Source organism: Arthrobacter ginkgonis, from assembly GCF_039540195.1.
In the GTDB taxonomy this organism is placed as follows: Bacteria; Actinomycetota; Actinomycetes; order Actinomycetales; family Micrococcaceae; genus Zafaria; species Zafaria ginkgonis.
In genome coordinates this window covers 103,517-121,270 of the sequence record NZ_BAABEO010000026.1, presented here as the reverse complement: position 1 = coordinate 121,270, position 17,754 = coordinate 103,517, and the positions used below count along the sequence as shown (strand labels likewise).

General features: G+C 64.1%; 17 protein-coding genes and 1 pseudogene. 13 read left to right on the top strand and 5 right to left on the bottom strand.

The genetic code is table 11. From position 1 onward, the window contains the following. The first annotated feature begins 157 nt into the window (after positions 1–157). A complete protein-coding gene (locus tag ABD912_RS20035; RefSeq protein WP_345153671.1) occupies positions 158–991 on the top strand; it encodes a hypothetical protein in 834 nt (277 codons plus the stop codon). A 573-nt stretch (positions 992–1,564) separates the two neighbouring features. Here the strand turns inward: ABD912_RS20035 and ABD912_RS20030 are convergent. Beyond that, on the bottom strand, positions 1,565–2,284 hold the full coding sequence (locus ABD912_RS20030; RefSeq protein ID WP_345153670.1) for an alpha/beta hydrolase family protein: 720 nt from the start codon (positions 2,282–2,284) through the stop codon (positions 1,565–1,567). Between the two features lie 400 nt (positions 2,285–2,684). Between ABD912_RS20030 and ABD912_RS20025 the strand changes: the two genes are divergently transcribed. Further along, the gene (locus ABD912_RS20025; RefSeq protein ID WP_345153669.1) at positions 2,685–3,152 is read left to right on the top strand and encodes a MarR family winged helix-turn-helix transcriptional regulator; all 468 of its coding nucleotides are present in this window, start codon (positions 2,685–2,687) and stop codon (positions 3,150–3,152) included. A 49-nt stretch (positions 3,153–3,201) separates the two neighbouring features. Here ABD912_RS20025 and ABD912_RS20020 read toward each other — a convergent pair whose 3' ends face one another. Further along, entirely contained in the window at positions 3,202–4,371 is a 1,170-nt protein-coding gene (locus ABD912_RS20020; RefSeq protein ID WP_345153667.1) for an FAD-dependent oxidoreductase, read from the bottom strand. Positions 4,372–4,645: 274 nt separating this feature from the next. Between ABD912_RS20020 and ABD912_RS20015 the strand changes: the two genes are divergently transcribed. Next, a complete protein-coding gene (locus ABD912_RS20015; protein WP_345153666.1) occupies positions 4,646–5,443 on the top strand; it encodes an alpha/beta fold hydrolase in 798 nt (265 codons plus the stop codon). 14 nt (positions 5,444–5,457) lie between these two features. Next, on the top strand, positions 5,458–6,714 hold the full coding sequence (locus tag ABD912_RS20010) for an MFS transporter (protein ID WP_345153663.1): 1,257 nt from the start codon (positions 5,458–5,460) through the stop codon (positions 6,712–6,714). A gap of 623 nt (positions 6,715–7,337) precedes the next feature. Here ABD912_RS20010 and ABD912_RS20005 read toward each other — a convergent pair. Continuing rightward, the gene (locus ABD912_RS20005) at positions 7,338–7,793 is read right to left on the bottom strand and encodes an SRPBCC family protein (RefSeq protein WP_345153662.1); all 456 of its coding nucleotides are present in this window, start codon (positions 7,791–7,793) and stop codon (positions 7,338–7,340) included. A gap of 153 nt (positions 7,794–7,946) precedes the next feature. Between ABD912_RS20005 and ABD912_RS23620 the strand changes: the two genes are divergently transcribed. The 8 genes and pseudogenes from ABD912_RS23620 (at position 7,947) to ABD912_RS19970 (ending at position 14,432) form a co-directional block, all read left to right on the top strand. Further along, positions 7,947–8,024, top strand: coding sequence for a LacI family DNA-binding transcriptional regulator (locus tag ABD912_RS23620; RefSeq protein WP_425548115.1), 78 nt, complete (start codon positions 7,947–7,949; stop codon positions 8,022–8,024). Continuing rightward, positions 8,023–8,478 (top strand): annotated as a pseudogene (locus ABD912_RS20000) (IS630 family transposase); the annotation flags it as partial. The gene ABD912_RS23620 and the pseudogene ABD912_RS20000, both read left to right, overlap by 2 nt. Before the next feature lie 202 nt (positions 8,479–8,680). Continuing rightward, positions 8,681–9,079, top strand: a complete 399-nt coding sequence (locus ABD912_RS19995; RefSeq protein WP_345153660.1) for a hypothetical protein — start codon at positions 8,681–8,683, stop codon at positions 9,077–9,079. 512 nt (positions 9,080–9,591) lie between these two features. Further along, a complete protein-coding gene (locus tag ABD912_RS19990; protein WP_345153659.1) occupies positions 9,592–9,828 on the top strand; it encodes a hypothetical protein in 237 nt (78 codons plus the stop codon). 782 nt (positions 9,829–10,610) lie between these two features. Beyond that, positions 10,611–10,808: a helix-turn-helix transcriptional regulator gene (locus ABD912_RS19985; RefSeq protein ID WP_345153658.1), complete on the top strand. Its 198-nt coding sequence runs from the start codon at positions 10,611–10,613 to the stop codon at positions 10,806–10,808. Next, entirely contained in the window at positions 10,805–11,995 is a 1,191-nt protein-coding gene (locus tag ABD912_RS19980; RefSeq protein ID WP_345153657.1) for a type II toxin-antitoxin system HipA family toxin, read from the top strand. Before ABD912_RS19985 ends, ABD912_RS19980 begins: the two co-directional genes overlap by 4 nt. A 386-nt stretch (positions 11,996–12,381) precedes the next feature. Next, a complete protein-coding gene (locus ABD912_RS19975; RefSeq protein ID WP_345153655.1) occupies positions 12,382–13,428 on the top strand; it encodes a DUF998 domain-containing protein in 1,047 nt (348 codons plus the stop codon). 680 nt (positions 13,429–14,108) lie between these two features. Next, entirely contained in the window at positions 14,109–14,432 is a 324-nt protein-coding gene (locus tag ABD912_RS19970; RefSeq protein WP_345153654.1) for a hypothetical protein, read from the top strand. Between the two features lie 267 nt (positions 14,433–14,699). On the opposite strand, the gene ABD912_RS19965 is transcribed toward ABD912_RS19970, so the two are convergent. Beyond that, the gene (locus ABD912_RS19965; protein WP_345153653.1) at positions 14,700–15,680 is read right to left on the bottom strand and encodes an aldo/keto reductase; all 981 of its coding nucleotides are present in this window, start codon (positions 15,678–15,680) and stop codon (positions 14,700–14,702) included. 119 nt (positions 15,681–15,799) lie between these two features. Further along, complete coding sequence (locus tag ABD912_RS19960; protein ID WP_345153651.1) at positions 15,800–16,681, bottom strand: aldo/keto reductase; 882 nt, start codon at positions 16,679–16,681, stop codon at positions 15,800–15,802. Between the two features lie 168 nt (positions 16,682–16,849). Between ABD912_RS19960 and ABD912_RS19955 the strand changes: the two genes are divergently transcribed. Beyond that, a complete protein-coding gene (locus tag ABD912_RS19955) occupies positions 16,850–17,728 on the top strand; it encodes a helix-turn-helix transcriptional regulator (protein ID WP_345153650.1) in 879 nt (292 codons plus the stop codon). The last annotated feature ends 26 nt before the right edge of the window (positions 17,729–17,754 follow it).

Here is a 17,754-nt window from a genome sequence, read left to right as displayed (position 1 = left end):
CTGCTCCCTGGCTGCCCGCCCACGGGCACGCATCTGGGCGCCGGCTATAGGAAGCCGGGTTCTTTCATCGCTTGGTGGCGTTGCTCCCCGATAACGGGCATGTTCGGGGCGGCTTCCATGACGCCACCACCGCCGGCACCAAGACACTGGAGCAAACATGGACTCAAGTCCTTCCAAGAAGTCCCGCAAGCAAAAGGACCTCGTCATCACGGAGAAGGGCGCCCCTTCCAACGTTGCGGAGATCCTCTCCGGCAACGGCGGTGCCGTGCGTCTGTGGGCCGACTACCCCTACCGCGATCTGGCGTGGCTTGAGCCGTACATGGACCTGGTCCGGTCCATCACCATCAATGCCGTCAGCGTCGTCGACGTTTCCCTGCTGAGCAAGGCCAGCGGCCTCCGGGAGATCGGCTCAGCCAGTTCGAAGGTCAGGGGAATCCCGGCAGGGCATGTCTGGCCGGAGCTCCGTGCCTACTTCGGCTACTACTACCCCGCGTTGGATGCCCAGTTGGCCAGCGGCACGCTGCGGGCACTGGGCCTGAACGGCGCCACCGATCAGGGTCTGGCTGCGATCCACGCCGATCTCGAAGGACTGAACATCTATCACCCGAGAGCCGAGGGAGGTCAAGGCTGGACCGGGGCCCACCTCCTCCCCGGCAGCGTCACCCATGTCTGGTCGCCGCGGCACCCGCTGTCCCTTGCGGACTTCACTGGTCTCGGCGGTGCTCCTCGAATGGATTTCGACGGGGCCAAGGCCCTCATCGGGTTGGACCGGGCGACGCGCGATGTCCCGGCGCACTGGATTGGCATCAGCAACGTGAAAGAGCTGGTCTGCGAACGCAGCATCTGGGACATCAACGCCAAAAGGATCGCCGTCGAGGCCGAACGGGGCATACCGGCCTGGCTCGAACGCGAATGGCACCGACGGCCCAAGGGCTGGAACGAGCGTTGGGTTCTGGGGGACCTCCTGGAGAAACGACTGAGCCGCATCTAGGGCTTGATCCGGGAAGTGAGGCGGTTGCTATTTAACGACACAGAGGGAGGCTCCATGGGAGCGAGACGTCTCTGGGGTCCTGCCCGTCGTCACTTCACGGACGGATACGCCGAATTTCCACTGTCTTGCAACCAAAGGGATGCAAGACACTGGGGCGAGACACTTAGGCAGGTGCGCGACGCGCAAGGCAGCGCAGTGTTCCGCGATCGCACATATGCCTCCGCGGACGTCGCTCGACCGTCGATCCAGTGACGTCCGCGGCCATGCACCGTTATTTGTTACCAGGTGGCGGGCAGGCCGTGAGCGCGGCGGTGATTCCCGCCTTCCCCGCATGGAAAAGCAGGACGGTCTCCAGCAGAGGGCGACGATGGCACCGCCAGATCCCATATCCTCGCCGAACACCACTTCGTCGGCACGGGCAACCGGGACGGCAGCAGGGTGACCCCCGTGTTCGACGTACGAATGGCAACGCGGCGACATGGCCGGCGGTCCTTGCCTGGTCGGAAGACGGCGGGATGCAGAATCCTGGGCGCTTACCGGATACCGCGGAGCGCATCGCTGCAGTGCTCCCCGTCATGGGAGGGCTCGGATCCATTCGACGGCTTGATGCCAATGCGTTCCGGTCGGGTCAATGGCTTGCAAGTGGTCAAGTTGGGGCATCTGCCAAAAATCGACGGTGTCGCTAAGGCCTTTGGCTTTGACGCAGTATTCCGTTGAGTGTTCTATTGGAACCCGCTGATCGTTAACACCATGAACAACCAGCAGTGGCTTCTGTAAGGGCAACTGGTGGAGGGGGGAAAACTTCTCACGCAGGCGGGGAGCGTCTTCTGCATCTTCACCGATGAACTCATTCACTGCGCCCTCGCCCAGGTTTTCAGTTCTGGCCCTAGGCAGATCAGTGACGGGCGCTAGTGCCACCAACCCGTCCAACGGTTCGGAGTTGAGCAATGCCAGTTGCGCGCCAACGGAGTGGCCGATGCCCACCACGGCCCCGGGGGTGCCGGCCTCTTCGCTCCACCTTCTTACGCACCTCAGGGCCTGTGCGACGTCGTCCACGATGGCCGCTGGCGTTTTCGCGTGTCCGACTCGCCGGTATTCCACGTTTGCAACCGCCCACCCTCGAGCAACCAGGTCCGCCGCGATCGGCACCATGAGTTCGGCGGTAAATGCCTTTCGCCAGTACCCGCCATGCACCAGGGCGACAGTGCCATGGATTGTTCCTTCAACGCCAGGCCAATGGAGACTCATGAACTGTTGGTCTGATGCGCCGTATTTGTGGATTGAAGAATGCATTGATGTGGCCTTCCTGACGACTTCGTAGCCGCCTCAGATTCCATAGCGAGCTGGCCGCGGCGGGCCTTGGCCACCCAACCTGACGGGTAGTCGACCAGACCGCATATGGATGTCCCTTATTCATGTATTGATCGAGGATCTGCAACTGTGAAGTGGTGGCTAAAGCAATTCCCGGGGACTCTTTCCTAACGCGAAGGCGCCACCGAGATCCACCATTTCTGCTTGGCCGCCCTGGGCATGCACTGGAGGTTCATGAGTTCCCCGTAGCGCCGAACCCTTGGCTATGCCAGGCCAGGGTTAGCTCAGCATCCACGGGAGCGAAGTTCTGGGGATTTGTTGGTGGGGTGCGTCATGATTAAAGTTCACTTGAGAAACTTCATCCCATAGGAACCCTCACACTATGAGTAGCGACGACGTCCCGACAGAACTGCTTGATGACTGGATTCGTGCCTGCAATGACGTTTATCGCGTACTGCGCCGAGGACGCAGCAGGGTGGGCGTGCTGGGCGAAGGTGAGACTCTGACCGAGTCCCAAGTGGCCGTCCTGGACTCGGTTGCTCAGCGTGGCGCCCTTCCGGTAGGCGAGATCGCCCGCCAAGCCGGGATCGCGCAGCCCACCGTCACTCGCATGCTGAAATCCCTTGAGGCACGGGGCATCGTGTCACGGCGGTCAGATGACCAGGACGACCGGGTCACCCTGGTGGAACTGACGGACCACGGGGCTGAGCTGTGGGAGGGAAAGCGGCGCATTCTGCGCGATTTCCAAGAGGATTCACTGCGCCAGTTCCCCGCGGAATCTCGCCAGCAAGTTGTCTCGGTCCTGCAGGACTTCGTCCAGATCGTGGAGTCGCAGATCTCCAACAAGTGACCCGGGCTCGGCCCACCGGACCTCACCCTTTTCTTCGCCTATCAACCGCTCACGCGGATCCGCCCACGGCCACGGACATGCTCACTCCGGTGGGATTCGTCGTCGCTGCGCGGGCACGCGACTGGCCGATTCGAGGCAGCTTGCTGGTGGCACCAAGGATCTCCTTCCGCGCTTCGTCGGGGACGTCGTTGAGTTCGCTGACGCGCACCGAGAACCTCTGGGTGTGTTCGATGACGGGCCGCTCCGTGGCTTCCCACAGGTCAAGAGCACTTTCGAGCGAACGACCGGACTCGGATACCGCATGCGCCAGGCCGAGTGCCGACATCATGGCGCAGCCACCTCCTTGGCCGAGGTACGGCGGTTGGGCGTGGGCGGCATCTCCGATGATCGCGACCCGGCCTGCCGACCATTTCGACAGTTCCACCCATTCGAAGTCATCCCAACGCTGGATGGGGCCCAGCCTCCGGATGAGGGACTCCAACCCGGGGAATGACCGGATCCATTCCTCCTGCGGGAGATGCCCTCCCATGGCTTTCATGTCCGTGGCGGAGCAGACCAGCGCTATGTAGAGATCTTCCGCACTGCTGGGGGTGTACAGAAAGAATCGCTGGCCGGACATGTACTCGATGTAGTCGTCTTCGATGGCAGGTGGAACATCCCCGCCCACGCGTGGGACCAAGAGTCGCGCACACCGTTGGCCCAGGGCCTGCCGACGGCGCAGCAGCCCGAGGCTTTCGCGCACCTGCGATCCCACCCCGTCGGCCGCAATGACCAGGTCGGCCTTTCTGGTGGTGCCATCGACCAACCGGAGGACACCGTCAGGCTCGGCTCCCACGGCGACCGATCCGGTGACGATCTCAACACCCGACTCAACCGCGGCGTGATGCAGGGCGGACATGAGCTTTTCGCGCAGCACCGTGAGCACGCGGACGGATCCGCCGGTATTGATCGGCACCTCCCCCATCAGTTCGCCCTGCCGATCCCGGCTTTGAATGCTCTTCCCGTAGTGGGCCCCCGCGGTGACCATTTCTTCGACGCCGAGTTCGCGCAGTACGGCAAGCCCGTTGTCCCACAGGTAAATACCCGCTCCTAGAGCCCTGATGGACGAATTGGCCTCGTGGAGGCGCACCGTCCATCCGCGCTGGGCCAGGGCGGCGGCAGCGGTCAGTCCGCTGATCCCTCCGCCGGCGACTTCAACATGTCCTTGAGTGGCATTCATCTGGACTCCTCGATCGGTGATTTTGGGGCGAATTCTTCTGTGGGAGGGTGATCCGGCAGGGCTGAAACCGCCATTCGGGGCCCCGCCCCACGCCCCCTGTGCGCTGGATCACAAGGGGAGCATTGCATATCATGCTATCTACTTTCAAGGGGTGCGGGATTTACATAGCAGGCTATTGACTTGCCTACACGGCATCCATAAGCTCTCCGTGACGCTCGTCACATTCCGTCCACACCCCCAATGCGGGGCACTTTAATCACCGAATGAGGTCAAGATGCAGCTCAAAACCATGGTCATTGACGACTCGCCCATCGAATACGTCGAATCGGGCGACCCCACCGCCCCTCCACTGATCCTGATCCACGGGTGGGCCCAAGACCACAGGCTCTTCCGGCTCCTGGAACCGCACCTGCGCGACCACTTTCGGGTGCTGCGGCTGAACTTCCGTGGACACGACGGAAAGCTTGTGGACCAGGACGACTTCACCGCAGAGCACCTGATTCAGGACACCCTGACCTTTATTGAGCGACTCAAGCTGGAGAACGTCCGCATCGCCTCCACCTCCCATGGCTGCTGGGTCAACATCGGCGTCCAGGACCGCTTGGGATCGGACCGCCTCGGTCAGGCGGTGGTTATCGACTGGCTGATGAAGCCCTTCGAAGGCTTCCACCAGCAGATCGCCCAAGGAACCGATCCGGACACCGCCGCCGCGGCACGGCAGAGCATGTTCGAGGAATGGATCGAAGGCACGGATTCAATCGACGTGATTGACCACGTGAACCGGGAAATGACCTGGTTCGGTGACAGCATGTGGAGCCGCGCCTGCCGGGAAATCGGCAAGAGCTACGCCCAGTGGGGAAGCCCCTTGGAACGGATGGCAGCCGTTGACGGCGGCCTCGAGGTGGCGCACATCTACTCCCAACCGCTGGACCCCGAATACAAGCGATTCCAAGAGGAATTTTCCGCCAAGAACCCGTGGTTCACGCCCATCCACATTCCGGGAAAAACCCACTTCCCCACGCTGGAGAACCCGGAATCAGTGGCCGCCGCGATCAAGACCTTCTTCAGCTGAGCGGTGGAATCACCATGACATATCAAGTCCACCAAAAGCCCTCCACCAGGTGGGTGATGCTGACCGTCATCGCCTTGGGGTTCGTGGCGATGACGTTCAATTGGTTCGTCATGCCGGCAACGTTCGCCGGCGTTTCCCAGGCCTACGGGACCGAGCTCCCGCAGCTCGCCCTGCTGATTTCCGGCTTCGTCATCGGCTACGGAGTAATGCACATTCCCGCCGGCTTCATTGCCGCCAAGTTCGGTATCCGCGCCTCCTTGGTCGCCGGGCTGGCCTTGGAAGGCCTCTTCACTACGCTGGCCGGGATCGTTGACGGATACCCCATGCTGTTGGCCTTGCGGGTGCTGGCCGGCCTGGCGGCATCGGTGTACGCCGGCATCGGAATCGCGGCCGTCAGCGTATGGTTCAGGGAACGCGAACACGCGGCGGCCCTGGGAGTCGTTTCCGCCTCATTCAGCACTGGCGTCGCCGTCGGACTGTACCTGTGGGTGCCGGTCGAGCAGGCACTGGGCTGGAGAGGTGCTCTCGTCCTGTCCGGGCTGATCGCAGTGGCTTGCGCAGTCGTGGTGCTGCTCGTGTACCGGATTCCTCAAGGAATTCCCAGCTTGCTGGGCACCAGACTCAGCGGCAAAAGTATCGCCGCGATCCTCCGCAATCGGAAGCTGTGGCGTTACAGCATGGCGTTCTTCGGCGGCTACGGGGCCTACTTTGTCGCTTCCCAGCTGATCGGGGTGTATGCCGGGGACGAACGAGGATTCTCCACCGGGGCCGTGGCCGCAGCCGGGCTGCTGGTCGGAGTCGCCGGCATTCCGGGAAGCATCATTGCCGGCGTGCTCACCGATCGACTGTTGAATGCCCGGGCGACTTTCCTGCTTTTCTTGGCAATCCAAGGTATCGGGATCCTCTCGTTGCCCGCCGTAGGCGCCGGAATGCTGTGGATCTCGGCCACGCTCATCGGCTTCGGGTTCAACGGGTGCTTCGCCGTGTGGCAGACCGCTCCAGGCGAAGACCCGGACGTGCCGCCGGAACTGATTGGCACAGCGGTCGGGCTCCTTCTGACCGTGACGGCGATCGGAGGGTTCATGCTCCCTTGGCTCTTCGGCGAATTGGCGGCCTCGGCAGGTTACACACCGGCTTGGCTGGTCACAGGTCTCGTGGCCCTCCTCTTCGGAGTGTTCGTGCCCAGGCCGGACAAGCCCAACCAGCAGGTGGCGGGATCACTTGACGCGCCACCGAGCTCCGTGGCGTCCGGCACAGCCCGCTCCCGCTAACGGCTTCAGGGAGAGATGGTTTTCCGATTCCAAACCGAGGATACGCACTACGACGCCCCCCTCGCCGGATCGGAGAGCCATCTCCTCCACTGACCCTTTCAACCCCAGCCGGCCACCGGTCACCCCAACCCGGTGGCCGGCTGGAATCCGGGCGGCAAGCCTGCGTCTTGCAACCGGTGGGATGCAAGACGGTTTGTCGAGACAGTGGGGCCGCCCGGTGGATTGGCGGTGCCCAGTGGCGATGTTCTGGCAGAACTGGCTGGCGCCGCGGTTCGCCGCGCCAGTAGCCTGCGCTAAGGGTATGCGGGGAGGGTAAGAGCGCTGTGGCCGTGTGCAGATGGGATCCGTGGGAGATCGACTGGTTTGATCCGTGGACCCCCGACAGCCCAAAGTTCGGTGCCGGTGAAGTCCAGGTGGGCTATGACGGTTCCATTGCCCAGACCACCCTCAAGGTCCGGCACATCGACCATACGGGCGCGAACGATGGGGGCCTTCCAACCGCCGTGCTGCGTGTCGGGGTCAGCGGGGAAAATCCTACGGTCACCCTGACCGTCCCCTTGGCGACTTACTCGGCAAGATCAAACGGAAACAAACCATTAACGCGTGAAACTAGGTCCCGCGGGTTACCGCCGGGCCTCACTGATTCCCTTGAGCTTCGCCAACGCCGCAGGCCACGCTTGGTTGAACATGTCCACGTACTCGTCCTGGCTGTCGAGTTCCACATCGACGGTGGTAACGCCGTCGGCCTCGCTGAACGAGTACCTTTCGTGGGTTCCGATGAGCTCCTTGGCGGCTTCGCTGCTGGTGTCATCCCGGCCGTCAGAGATCTGGCCAACATAGCGGAGGGACACATACTCGTGGGGGCGGCTTTCCTCCACTGTGGCGATCATCCCGCCCAGGGAGCCCTTCTCGTCCGGGCCGAGAAAACGGATTTCGCTGCCCTGGTTCCAGTCGCCCTCGAAGTAGGAGCCTTCATAGAATTCACTGGTCCACTCCCGGTAGGTGGCGTCGTCCAGCATGGTGGCCCACACGGTCTGGACCGGAGCGTTGATGTTTACGGTGTAGTTCAGCTTTTCCATAGGGGATTCTACGTCCGTGCCTGAAACGGCGACAGGACCCAAAACCACCGATTCGGGTGGGCGGGGGTCGCGCTTAGGTTTTCTGTCCCAAGATTTTCTGAAGTCCCGGGGCGCACGATGGCTGTCTTCTACCCACATACCGACGGTTGAGATATGAAGCGTGCATCGAACCCCACTCTCCGCGACGTCGCCATCAAGGCCGGGGTCTCCCTGACGACGGTCTCCCAATAAGCGCAACGGGACCACGACGCTCTTCGCGGCTCTCGACGTGCTCACCGGGAAGATCAGCGCCGACGCGTGCTATCCGCGGCACACCAACGCCGAGTTCGTCGATTTCCTGGGCCAGGTCGCCGCTGCCAACCCGAACGTCGAGCTGCATGTGGTCTGTGACAACTACGCCACCCACAAACACCAGAACGTGAAGGACTGGCTGGCCGCAAATCCGCGGGTCACCATGCACTTCACCCCGACCTGCTGCTCTTGGCTGAACATGGTCGAGATCTTCTTCGGCCTTATCACCCGCCAAGCCATCAGGCGCGGATCCTTCACCTCGGTCGACGACCTGGAAAACACGATCCGCACCTACACCGACAGCTACAACCAGTCCGCCCATCCGTTCCGATGGGTCAAAACCGGCGACTACCTACTCGGCAAGATCAAACGGAACCAAACCATTAACACGTGACACTAGCGGTGCTTGGGCGACGACGCGCGTTGCGCCAGAGGGGCAGTGGTCGCTGAGGGCAATGTGGAGTTCAAGGACGCACGGTAACGCGTGTGTCTCGACCTCCATGTCTCGATAGCCATCGTTTTCGGTCATTGACTCACGGCCAACACGATCGTTGATGTTGCTCCGCTCGAATTGCCCGGGCTGTTACAACTGAACGATGGGATGGTTCGACACGTGGTTCGACGAAGCGGATTGGCCGAAGGATCCGCGTCTGGATCCGTTTCGTGATGGGGTGTGGCGGCTGTCGTTGAACGGCGAGACCAAAGGATGGGTGACAACCTCGGTCACCCCCATGCGCTCATTCCCCTTCTTCTGGGTCAAGCTCGAATGCATGTGGAACCAGGTGCATTGGGCGGATGGGAAGCACGAGGATGTCGACGAGGACTACGGTCCCGAATGGTTTGCCGTGGAGGAGTTGCTGGCCGGGCACTTCACCACTTTCGATTCCCGCTTCGATCGGGATGCCACCCTTGACGCCACCGTCGTTACCGGGCCCGAGCGTGACCGCCTCTGGGCGCAGTTGAAGCACGGCAGCGAGCCGACCGCGCGGACATAGGCTGAAGCCCCTAACATTTGCTCCGACGGCCCGTCTGTATTGGCATGCTGCCGTGGCCACGCGGCGACATGCCGTGTCGCCGTATGGCTCAGGAAAGACTGCCGCCACCCTCTTCGAAAGCTACAACCTGCGGCATTGTCATAGGAATCAGCTAGAACCGCCAAACCGAGCTAACAGTCACACCGCCACGGTCCCCCTGTCTCGACAAACCGTCTTGCATCCCAAAGGTCTCAAGACACTTTATCGAGACACTCTCAAAGGCAGGGTGCGAGGAACCATATGTAGCGCTCAGTCCCGCGCCCACAGGTGCACGGCAAAAGCCCACCCACTCCGCTGCTTTCCCGCACACACGACATACGGCGGGACCCCATCGATCGGCTGCACACCGCCGGGCGTGGAGGTGGGGGCCATAGGCGTTGTCGGCTTCCTTCGGGGCAGCCGGCGCGGAGGTAAGGTTGGACGAGCGGACAGATTCCGCACCGTCCACCATCTGGAAGACGCGGGGTGCGAGTGTGAACGAGTACGAGGCCTCATTGGTCATCAAGTCCGGAGCGGAGCTGCTGGTATCCGCTTCATCCGACCCCCGCTCGGATCAAGGTTATGCGGGCGTCAAAGCCAACCTGTCGAAAGCACTGGAACTCATGGCGGAAGCCCTGGCGAACTTTGAAGCTGGCGTGAGCGGGCCCAGCCGCTCAACCGGCTGGATCCAGGACCTGCGCCGCGTGGCGGACGACTTAGGGGAAAAGTAGCGCAGGGCTTCGATAACTGCGCCCTCAAAGGCTCCCCTTGGGGGTGCCCCGAACAAGACAGCTGCTACGACGATCTCGAATCCATCGGCTGACATATCTCGCGGACCTTCACAGAACGCCTCCGGACGTGCCAGCAAGGATCCATCCGATTCCTCCGAAGATCCGTCGTTGATACGCCGGTCCTTCCCGGCCGGCTCCAAGACAGACTGCCCATAAGCTGCAAGGGAAACCATGTGCGCCCAGAGCGGTGACTGGACCAGTCCTCTGCGATTCCGCGGGAAGCTGGGGCCCTCCGTCGTCAAACCGCGTATGCACGTATCCCCCTGGGGGTATGAGGCACACTACCGGTGCCCCCAGGGGCTATTTGGGCCAACCGCAGATCGCGGCCATTTCGGAAGGACTTTGCGAAAGAGCAGCGAGGTTCCTTGATCGCCCCATGCGTCTAGTGTCCGGTTCGGGATGTTTGCAGCACGTTCAGCGAGTTCACCCTCAATCGGAAGGGCGTCTTGCAACGGACGGGTAGCGAGACGCTTTTGTCGAGACACTCTCAAAGAGTGTGAATCGCGTCCGTCCTTGTGCGCCAACATGGCCCGAAGCCCGAGTTTCCGAGGCACCTGAAGCTCCCCTCCAACCGGCAGGATCCTGCCGATAGAGGATGTAGCGGACCACCGGAAGACGACACGAGAAAAAATCGGCAAGATACTGCCGAAACCATCCCCTGAGGCGCAGAATGGATCCGTAAGAGGTTGAAGCGGCAGGATCCTGCCGGAATGGGGTGCGGTTTGAGCGACGTCGAGGAGCTGGGGGGCCGGATCCGGGCTGCCCGGAAGGAGGCGGGACTGACCCAGAAGGACCTGGCCGATCTGGCGGGCATCTCCGAGCGGACGGTCCGGGCCATCGAGACCGGCACCGGCAACCCCGCCCTGGCGGCCGTGGCCGCGGCGGCCAACGTGCTCGGCCTGCGCCTGGTGGCCCAATGACGGCCGACCTGCAGCGGCTGCGGTTCGTGACCGTAGCCGACGTCTACAAGGCTGGCCGGCTGGCCGGCCGCATCGAGCGCGCGCACGGGGGCACGACCTTCTCCTACGAGGGGACCTACCTGGCCGGCGGCGGCCAGCCGGTGGCCAGCACCCTCCCGTTGTCGCCGGAGGCCGTCATGTCGCCAGCCGGATCCCTGCCGCCGTTCTTCGCCGGCCTCCTGCCCGAAGGGCACCGCCTGAGCGTGCTTAAGGAAGCGGTCAAGACCAGCCTGAACGACGAGCTCTCCCTGCTGCTGGCCGTCGGTGCCGACGCGCCCGGGGACGTGCAGGTCGTACCCAGGGGCGAAACCCCGGTCGAGCCCGAGCCGCTGGCCGACGCCACCGACCCCTCGTCCCTGGACTTCGGCGAGCTGGCCCAGGCCGTGGACCTGCACGCCCTGCCGGGAGTGCAGGACAAGGCCAGCGCCTCCATGCTCAGCGCACCCCTGGCCCTGCGCGGGCACCGGTACATCCTGAAGCTGGATCCACCCCGGCACCGGCACCTGGTCGAGAACGAGGCCGCGCACCTGCTCGCGGCCAAGGCGCTGAAGATCCCGGTGGCCAAGGCCGCCCTGGTCACCGACCGCAACGGGCTGCACGGCCTGCTGGTGGAACGCTTCGACCGCGTGTCGGACGGCAACGAATGGTTGCGCCTGCCGCTGGAGGACGCCGCGCAGGTGATGGGCATCCCGCCCGCGGACAAATACAACGTGGACTCCGAGGCCGTGGTGAAGGCCCTGGCCACGGCCAGCAAGGCACCCGCCGTTGCCGCACGCAACCTGTACCTGCAGTTCGTCTTCGCCTGGCTGACCGGCAACGGCGACCTGCACGCCAAGAACGTCTCCGTCCTCGGCGGCCCTCCCGGAGGACTGGTCATCGCCCCGGTGTACGACGTGCCCTGCACCCTGCTCTACGGCGACGACACCCTGGCCCTGCCGGTGGACGGGAAACTGAAAAACCTGCGGGCCCGCCACTGGGCAGCCTTCGCCCGGAGCATCGGACTGCCCGAACGCGCCGCGCAGGCCGCCAACGCACTGGCCCTGAAAGCCGCCGCACTCGTGGACCTCAAGGCACTGCCGTTCACCGGCTCCCCTCTTACCGGAGCCGAACGCGAACTGCGCTTCCGCCGCGCCCAACTCGAACCCTGACCCGGTCGCTTCCCGAGTGTCCGGAAGCCCTTGCCGTGAGGCGCCCTGGAAGCGTCCGTGGACAGGGCAACCGTCACCATTTACGACCCGCCAGGACCCTCCAGGCGATCGTGGGCCCGGCTGCTCCGCTCCCGCGGCCAGGAACCTCTCGCGCCCGCCCGTCCGCGTTTCCCGGACGGAGCCGGCCGGGGGACCTTTCCGGCCACCGGAGCGGCTGGTCGCTGCGTGGCAGAATCGTGCCCGGGGCTGCCGGACGGTTTCCCCACCACGATTCGCGGGGGTTGGTGATCAGGGTGCAGCGGCGTCGGAACGGACGGGCGGGGGAGCCTCCCCACGCCGTAGAGATCGAGTCCCGCTCGATCTGGGCTTCAGTGTTCGCTGCGGCTGTGGCCATCGTTGTCGGGCTGGTCGCGTTCCGTGGACACAGGCCTCCGTTGGCCGGATACGAATCCGTCGGCTTCCACGCGTCCGTTGTCTGCGGCGCGGCCTCCGGTCTGGCGTTCGTTGCCGGTTACGTGCAGAACGTGCGGACCGTGCACGTATGGCTGGGATCCCGGCCCCTACCGCGGCAAGTCGTGGATGTCGCGGCCCTTCTGGTGGTTCATTCCTCGATCGCGATCATGTCCTGTCTGGTCCTGTTCAGCCTCTTCCAGCAGGCGTTCCAGGGCCTAACGGTGGACACCGTGGCGGGCGCAACGATGCTGGCTGTCGCCTCGGGCGTCGCCGGATACTTCGGCTACACCTCTGGGGCGAGGATCACCGCGGCGACACTGTCCGTGCTGCTCGCCGTCTTCATGGCCTCCGGCATGCTCATCAGCATGCTTTTGGCGGAAAACCCGCTGTGGTGGCACAGCATGTTCAGCGAACTCGGCACCGGCCAGGCCGGACTGACGTCCTTCTGGACATTCAACACGACCATCGCTACCTCCGGGATCATCCTCACCACGCTCTCCGCGTTCATCACCCGCGACCTCCGCCGCTGGGCCGAGTTGCTCGGCGCCAGCGACGCACGCAATGGCCGGCGGCGCACGTTCATCCGTCCCCGCCCAAACGTCGTCCGCGCCTGCCTCATCGCCAGCGGAGTGTGCATGGCCGGGATCGGACTGTTCCCCGTCAACACGTTCGAGCCGGTCCACACCGGCCTCGTCCGCCTCCTGGCGCTGATCCTTGCCATCCTGCTGCTCGGAGTACCGCTCTGGCTCCCGGGATACCCGGCCGCGTTCTACCTGCTGAGCCTGATCGCCGTGGCCTCCCTGGCGGGGGTCATCGCCCTGTGGTATCCGCTGCGCTACTACAACCTCACCGCCCTCGAGCTTGGCGCCGCAGGAATCGTGTTCGGCTGGCTGGTGGTCTTCATCCGCACCACCATGGCCGTCGTCGAGGCCGCCGGCGTGGCCCACGCCTCTCCGGGCGAACCAGCCGACGACCGCTAGGCGCGGGAACCACACGCCCCTCGCAAAGCGGCATTGCGCCAGCCTTTCGCTCCCCGGCAGGACCCCTGTCAAAACGGCCAAACCCGGCTTCCCCGGTTCTCACGTCCATCCACCCAACGCTGCACGTGGCAGCGGGCGGAACGCTGACGGCTGGAACCACCACGCCGAGCGGCTTTCCCCCGGTGCCCCTTATCGAACCCGACGCACGCCCCGGACCGGCACTGCCGGATTCCCCGGGAACGGCCGATCCTTGGCTTGCCCTGCAGGGAAAGTGAAGCAATTTGGCACCTGTTCAGCCGGGGTACTTCAACGCCGGAACGGCAGGGCGGCCAAGACCGTGCCGGTCTTCACGCCCCTAGGTTTTTGCCTCCCGTCTGGTCCCCCACGCCATGCGATGGCCTTGAGACTTCCGCTACCTGGCCAGGCCTTGCCGTTGCGGCCCCTGCCGGCGCCGTATGTCCCCGATCACGGCACCGAGGTTCTGCCGCCGCGCGGAGACGGGCGCGAGACCGATCGGGTATCAGCCATCCCCTCAGCATGTCTCGCAACCGAAGGGATGCAAGACGCTTTTGTCGAGACATATGCCCGCCCGAAGCTATGGCCGGGATCGGCAACCAGCGAAGAGACAGCATGGCTGGTTACCCTGTGACCCCATGACGACGGCTTGTAGGCTGGCGAGCATGCGTGTGATCGAAACGGTTCATGCTGAACCACGCGACGTGACCTACTCACCCTGCTACCGCGTGAACTTTTGGCAGCAACCGCCACCCGGGCATTCGTGGCCCCTGGACGCCTACGCGCTAACCGAGGTTGAAGACGTTACCGAGGTGCTGCGCTGGGTCACCGATCACGCGAACGGGCGCCTGTTCGAAGTGTTCGCGGAGATCGACGATGAGCCCGAAGGATCGTTCCAGACTTCGCGAAAGACCGGCCTCGTGCGCCTGCTTGGAACCAACCCCAATGCCGGGGAAACCACTGAGTTCGCGCGTTTCAAAAAGATGTAGATCTGTGGCCCTCGGAGTCTATGACGGGCCGATACGTCGATTTTCGAATGTCTCGCAACGGATGGGATGCAAGACACATTTGTCGAGACACTCTTGTGAATCGCGGCGATAAGTGGCCTCGTTTTCGCAGCGCTATGTGGCTTGGACATGGGTGTCGAGACCTTGCGATCGGCGGTAGAAGGTCGCGCGAAATATGCCGAGGTCGGAAATGGGAGGAGTGCCGTACCGGTCTGGTGCGGCACTCCCCTCGGTGCTGGGGCCATGGGCCTAGAAGAACGTGGGCTCGCGCGGTGTGTAGGGAGCCTCCAGCGCCGCCACTTCCTCGTCGCTGAGCGTCAGCCCGAGCGCTGCGACCGCGTCCGCGAGGTGCTTTTCCTTCGTCGCCCCAATGATTGGGGTATCGACGACGGGGTTTTTCAGCACCCAGGCCAACGCGACGGTGGCCATGGAGACGCCCCGCTCGGTGGCTATGCGTTCAACGGCGTCGACGATCGCCTTGTCCGATTCGAGGAACAGCGGCCGACCAAACTGATCCTGAGCAGGGGTCGACGCCGCGCGCGTGCTGCTCTTCTCACCCCAGGGACGTGCGAGGATACCGCCGCCGAGGGGGCTCCATGTCATGTTGCCGACGCTCTGGTCGGCGAGGAGGCCAAACATCTCACGTTCTTCCTCGCGCTGGACCAGGTTGTACTGGTCCTGCATCGAGGCGAATTTCGTCCACCCGTTCTGCTCGGCCGCGTGCTGCAGCTTCGCGAACTGCCACGCCCACATCGAGGAAGCGCCGATGTAGCGGGTCTTGCCGGCCTTGACGACATCGTGCAGCGCTTCCATCGTTTCCTCCACCGGGACCTCGGGGTCGAAGCGGTGGATCTGCATCAGGTCGACGTAGTCGGTGCCCAGTCGGGCGAGCGAGGCGTCGACCTGCTCGAGGATCGCCTTGCGGCTCAGGCCCCCGCCGCCCGGACCCTGGTGCATCGGCCAGAAGATCTTGGTCGCGAGAATTGTCTCGTCGCGGCTGCTGTATTCGCGCATGGCGCGACCGACGATTTCTTCTGAAGTGCCCATTCCGTAGACGTTCGCGGTGTCCCAGAAGTTGATGCCAAGCTCTACGGCCTGTCGGAACAGCGGCCCGGCGGCTTCGCCATCAAGTGACCAGTCCATCATCGGGTTCGGATCGCTGAAGCTCATGCACCCCAGGGTGAGGCGGCTGACCTTGAGTCCGGATGTGCCGAGTTGGGTGTATTCCATAGCGTGTTTCCTGTCAGAGAGTCGAGTCGAAGATCCGATGTACCGGGCCGTCGAATTGCATTCGAGGTTCGGCATGTGGTCCCCGGCGTGGCGCGTGAAGCCACCCCGCGGGGAGGGGATCACGCTTCGGGGATGGGGAAGGCATGATCCGTGAGGTTGATGAAGTCGGCCTCGGGTCCGCCGCGCACGCCGGTGTCGAGCGCGTCGATGGCGGCGAGCTGTTGCCCGCTGAGTTCGAAGTCGAACACGTCGAAGTTCTCGGCGATGCGTTCGGGGTTGACTGATTTCGGGATGGCCGAGCGGCCCTGCTGCAGGTGCCAGCGCAGCATGACCTGGGCGGCCGACTTCCCGTGCCCGCGGCCGATTTCGAGGAGCGTGGGGTCCTCAAAGGCGCTCTTCTCCGCGCCGCCGTAGGAGGTGATGCCGCCGATGGGCGACCACGCCTGGGTCAGGATGCCGTGCTCGGCGTGCAGGGCCTGGAGTTCTTTATGCTGGTAGTACGGGTGGAGTTCGATCTGGTTCACGGCCGGGACAACCGACGTTTCTGCCAGAAGCCGTTCCAAGTATTCGGGCATGAAGTTGCTGACGCCAATGGCGCGGACTGTGCCGTCGGCCAGGAGCTTCTCAAGCGCCCGGTACGCATCAAGAGTGAGGTTGAAGGCGGAAGGCAGTGGCTGGTGCAGCAGGACCAGGTCGATGTAGTCGACGCCGAGCTTCGCGGCGCTCTTCTCGAACCCGTGCGGGGTCGCGTCGTAGCCGTAGTCGCTGATCCAGATCTTCGTTTCAACGAAGACCTCCTCACGGGGGACGCCGGACTGGCGGATGCCCTCGCCAACCTCGCGCTCGTTGAAGTACGCGGCGGCGGTGTCGATGTGGCGGTAGCCGACCCGCAGGGCTTCCTCGACGGCGGCGGCGGTGACGTCGGGCGGGGTCTGGAAGACGCCAAGCCCGAGTGAGGGCATCACCACGCCGTTGTTCAAAGTGATCTTGGTGTCGGTCATGCCTTCAACGGTAGGCACGAAACGGGAGCGGGTGAGAGTCACTGGTGTTATCCCCCAGAAGGTACCCCCGACACCGGCGGGGACGCGCAGTGCCCGGAAGGGTATGCGGGCTGGGGGTTAATGCCAGGGACTCCCACTCCCGCCGTGGACCCTCCTAGCCTTGACGGTATGGATACCCCTCACGACGTGCAGCAGTTCCTCACCGCGCTGCGCGCCCGCATCACCCCGGAGCTGGCGGGCCTGACGGTGTTCGGTGGGGAACGCCGCGTCCCGGGCCTGCGCCGCGAGGAAGTCGCGCAGCTCGCGGGGGTCAGCACCGCCTACTACACGCGGATGGAACGCGGGAACCTCAGCGGGGTGTCCGAGAGCGTGCTGTTCGCGCTCGTTCGGGCGTTGCAGCTGAACGAGGCCGAAACCGCGCACCTGTTCGATCTGGCCCGTGCGGCGACCGGGCCGCGCCGTGCGCCCCGGATCAAACCCGCACCGCGCGTGTCCCCGCGGGTCGCGCAGCTGATCGACACGATGAGCGATGTCCCCGCGATCGCGATGACCCGGCTCGGCGACCCGGTCGCCTCCAACCCGCTGGGCCGTGCGCTGTTCCCCGACCTCTTCCCGGCCGGAAAACCGGTGCTGAACAGCGCCCGCTACCTGTTCCTCGATGAACGCTCCCGGGTGTTCTACCCGGACTGGGAGGCAACCGCACGCGAGGCGGTGTCGGGGATGCGCCTCCTTGCCGGCCAGGATCCCAGCGACAAAGCCCTGATGGCGCTGGTCGGTGAGCTCGCGACCCGCAGCAACGAGTTCCGCACCTGGTGGGGCGGGCACACGGTCCGGACCCACTCCACGGGGACCAAGAACATCCACCACCCCGTCGTCGGTGACATGACCCTCGGCTACGAAGTCCTCGCCCTGGCCTCCACCCCGGGCCTGAGCCTCATGACCTACCTCGCCGAGCCCGCCACCCCCTCCGCGGACGCCATGAACCTGCTGCGCAGCTGGATGGCGAACGAAGCCCACACCGGCGAGACAGCCCGCACCAGCCGCTGAGGCGCTCCGTCCTGCGCACGGCCAAC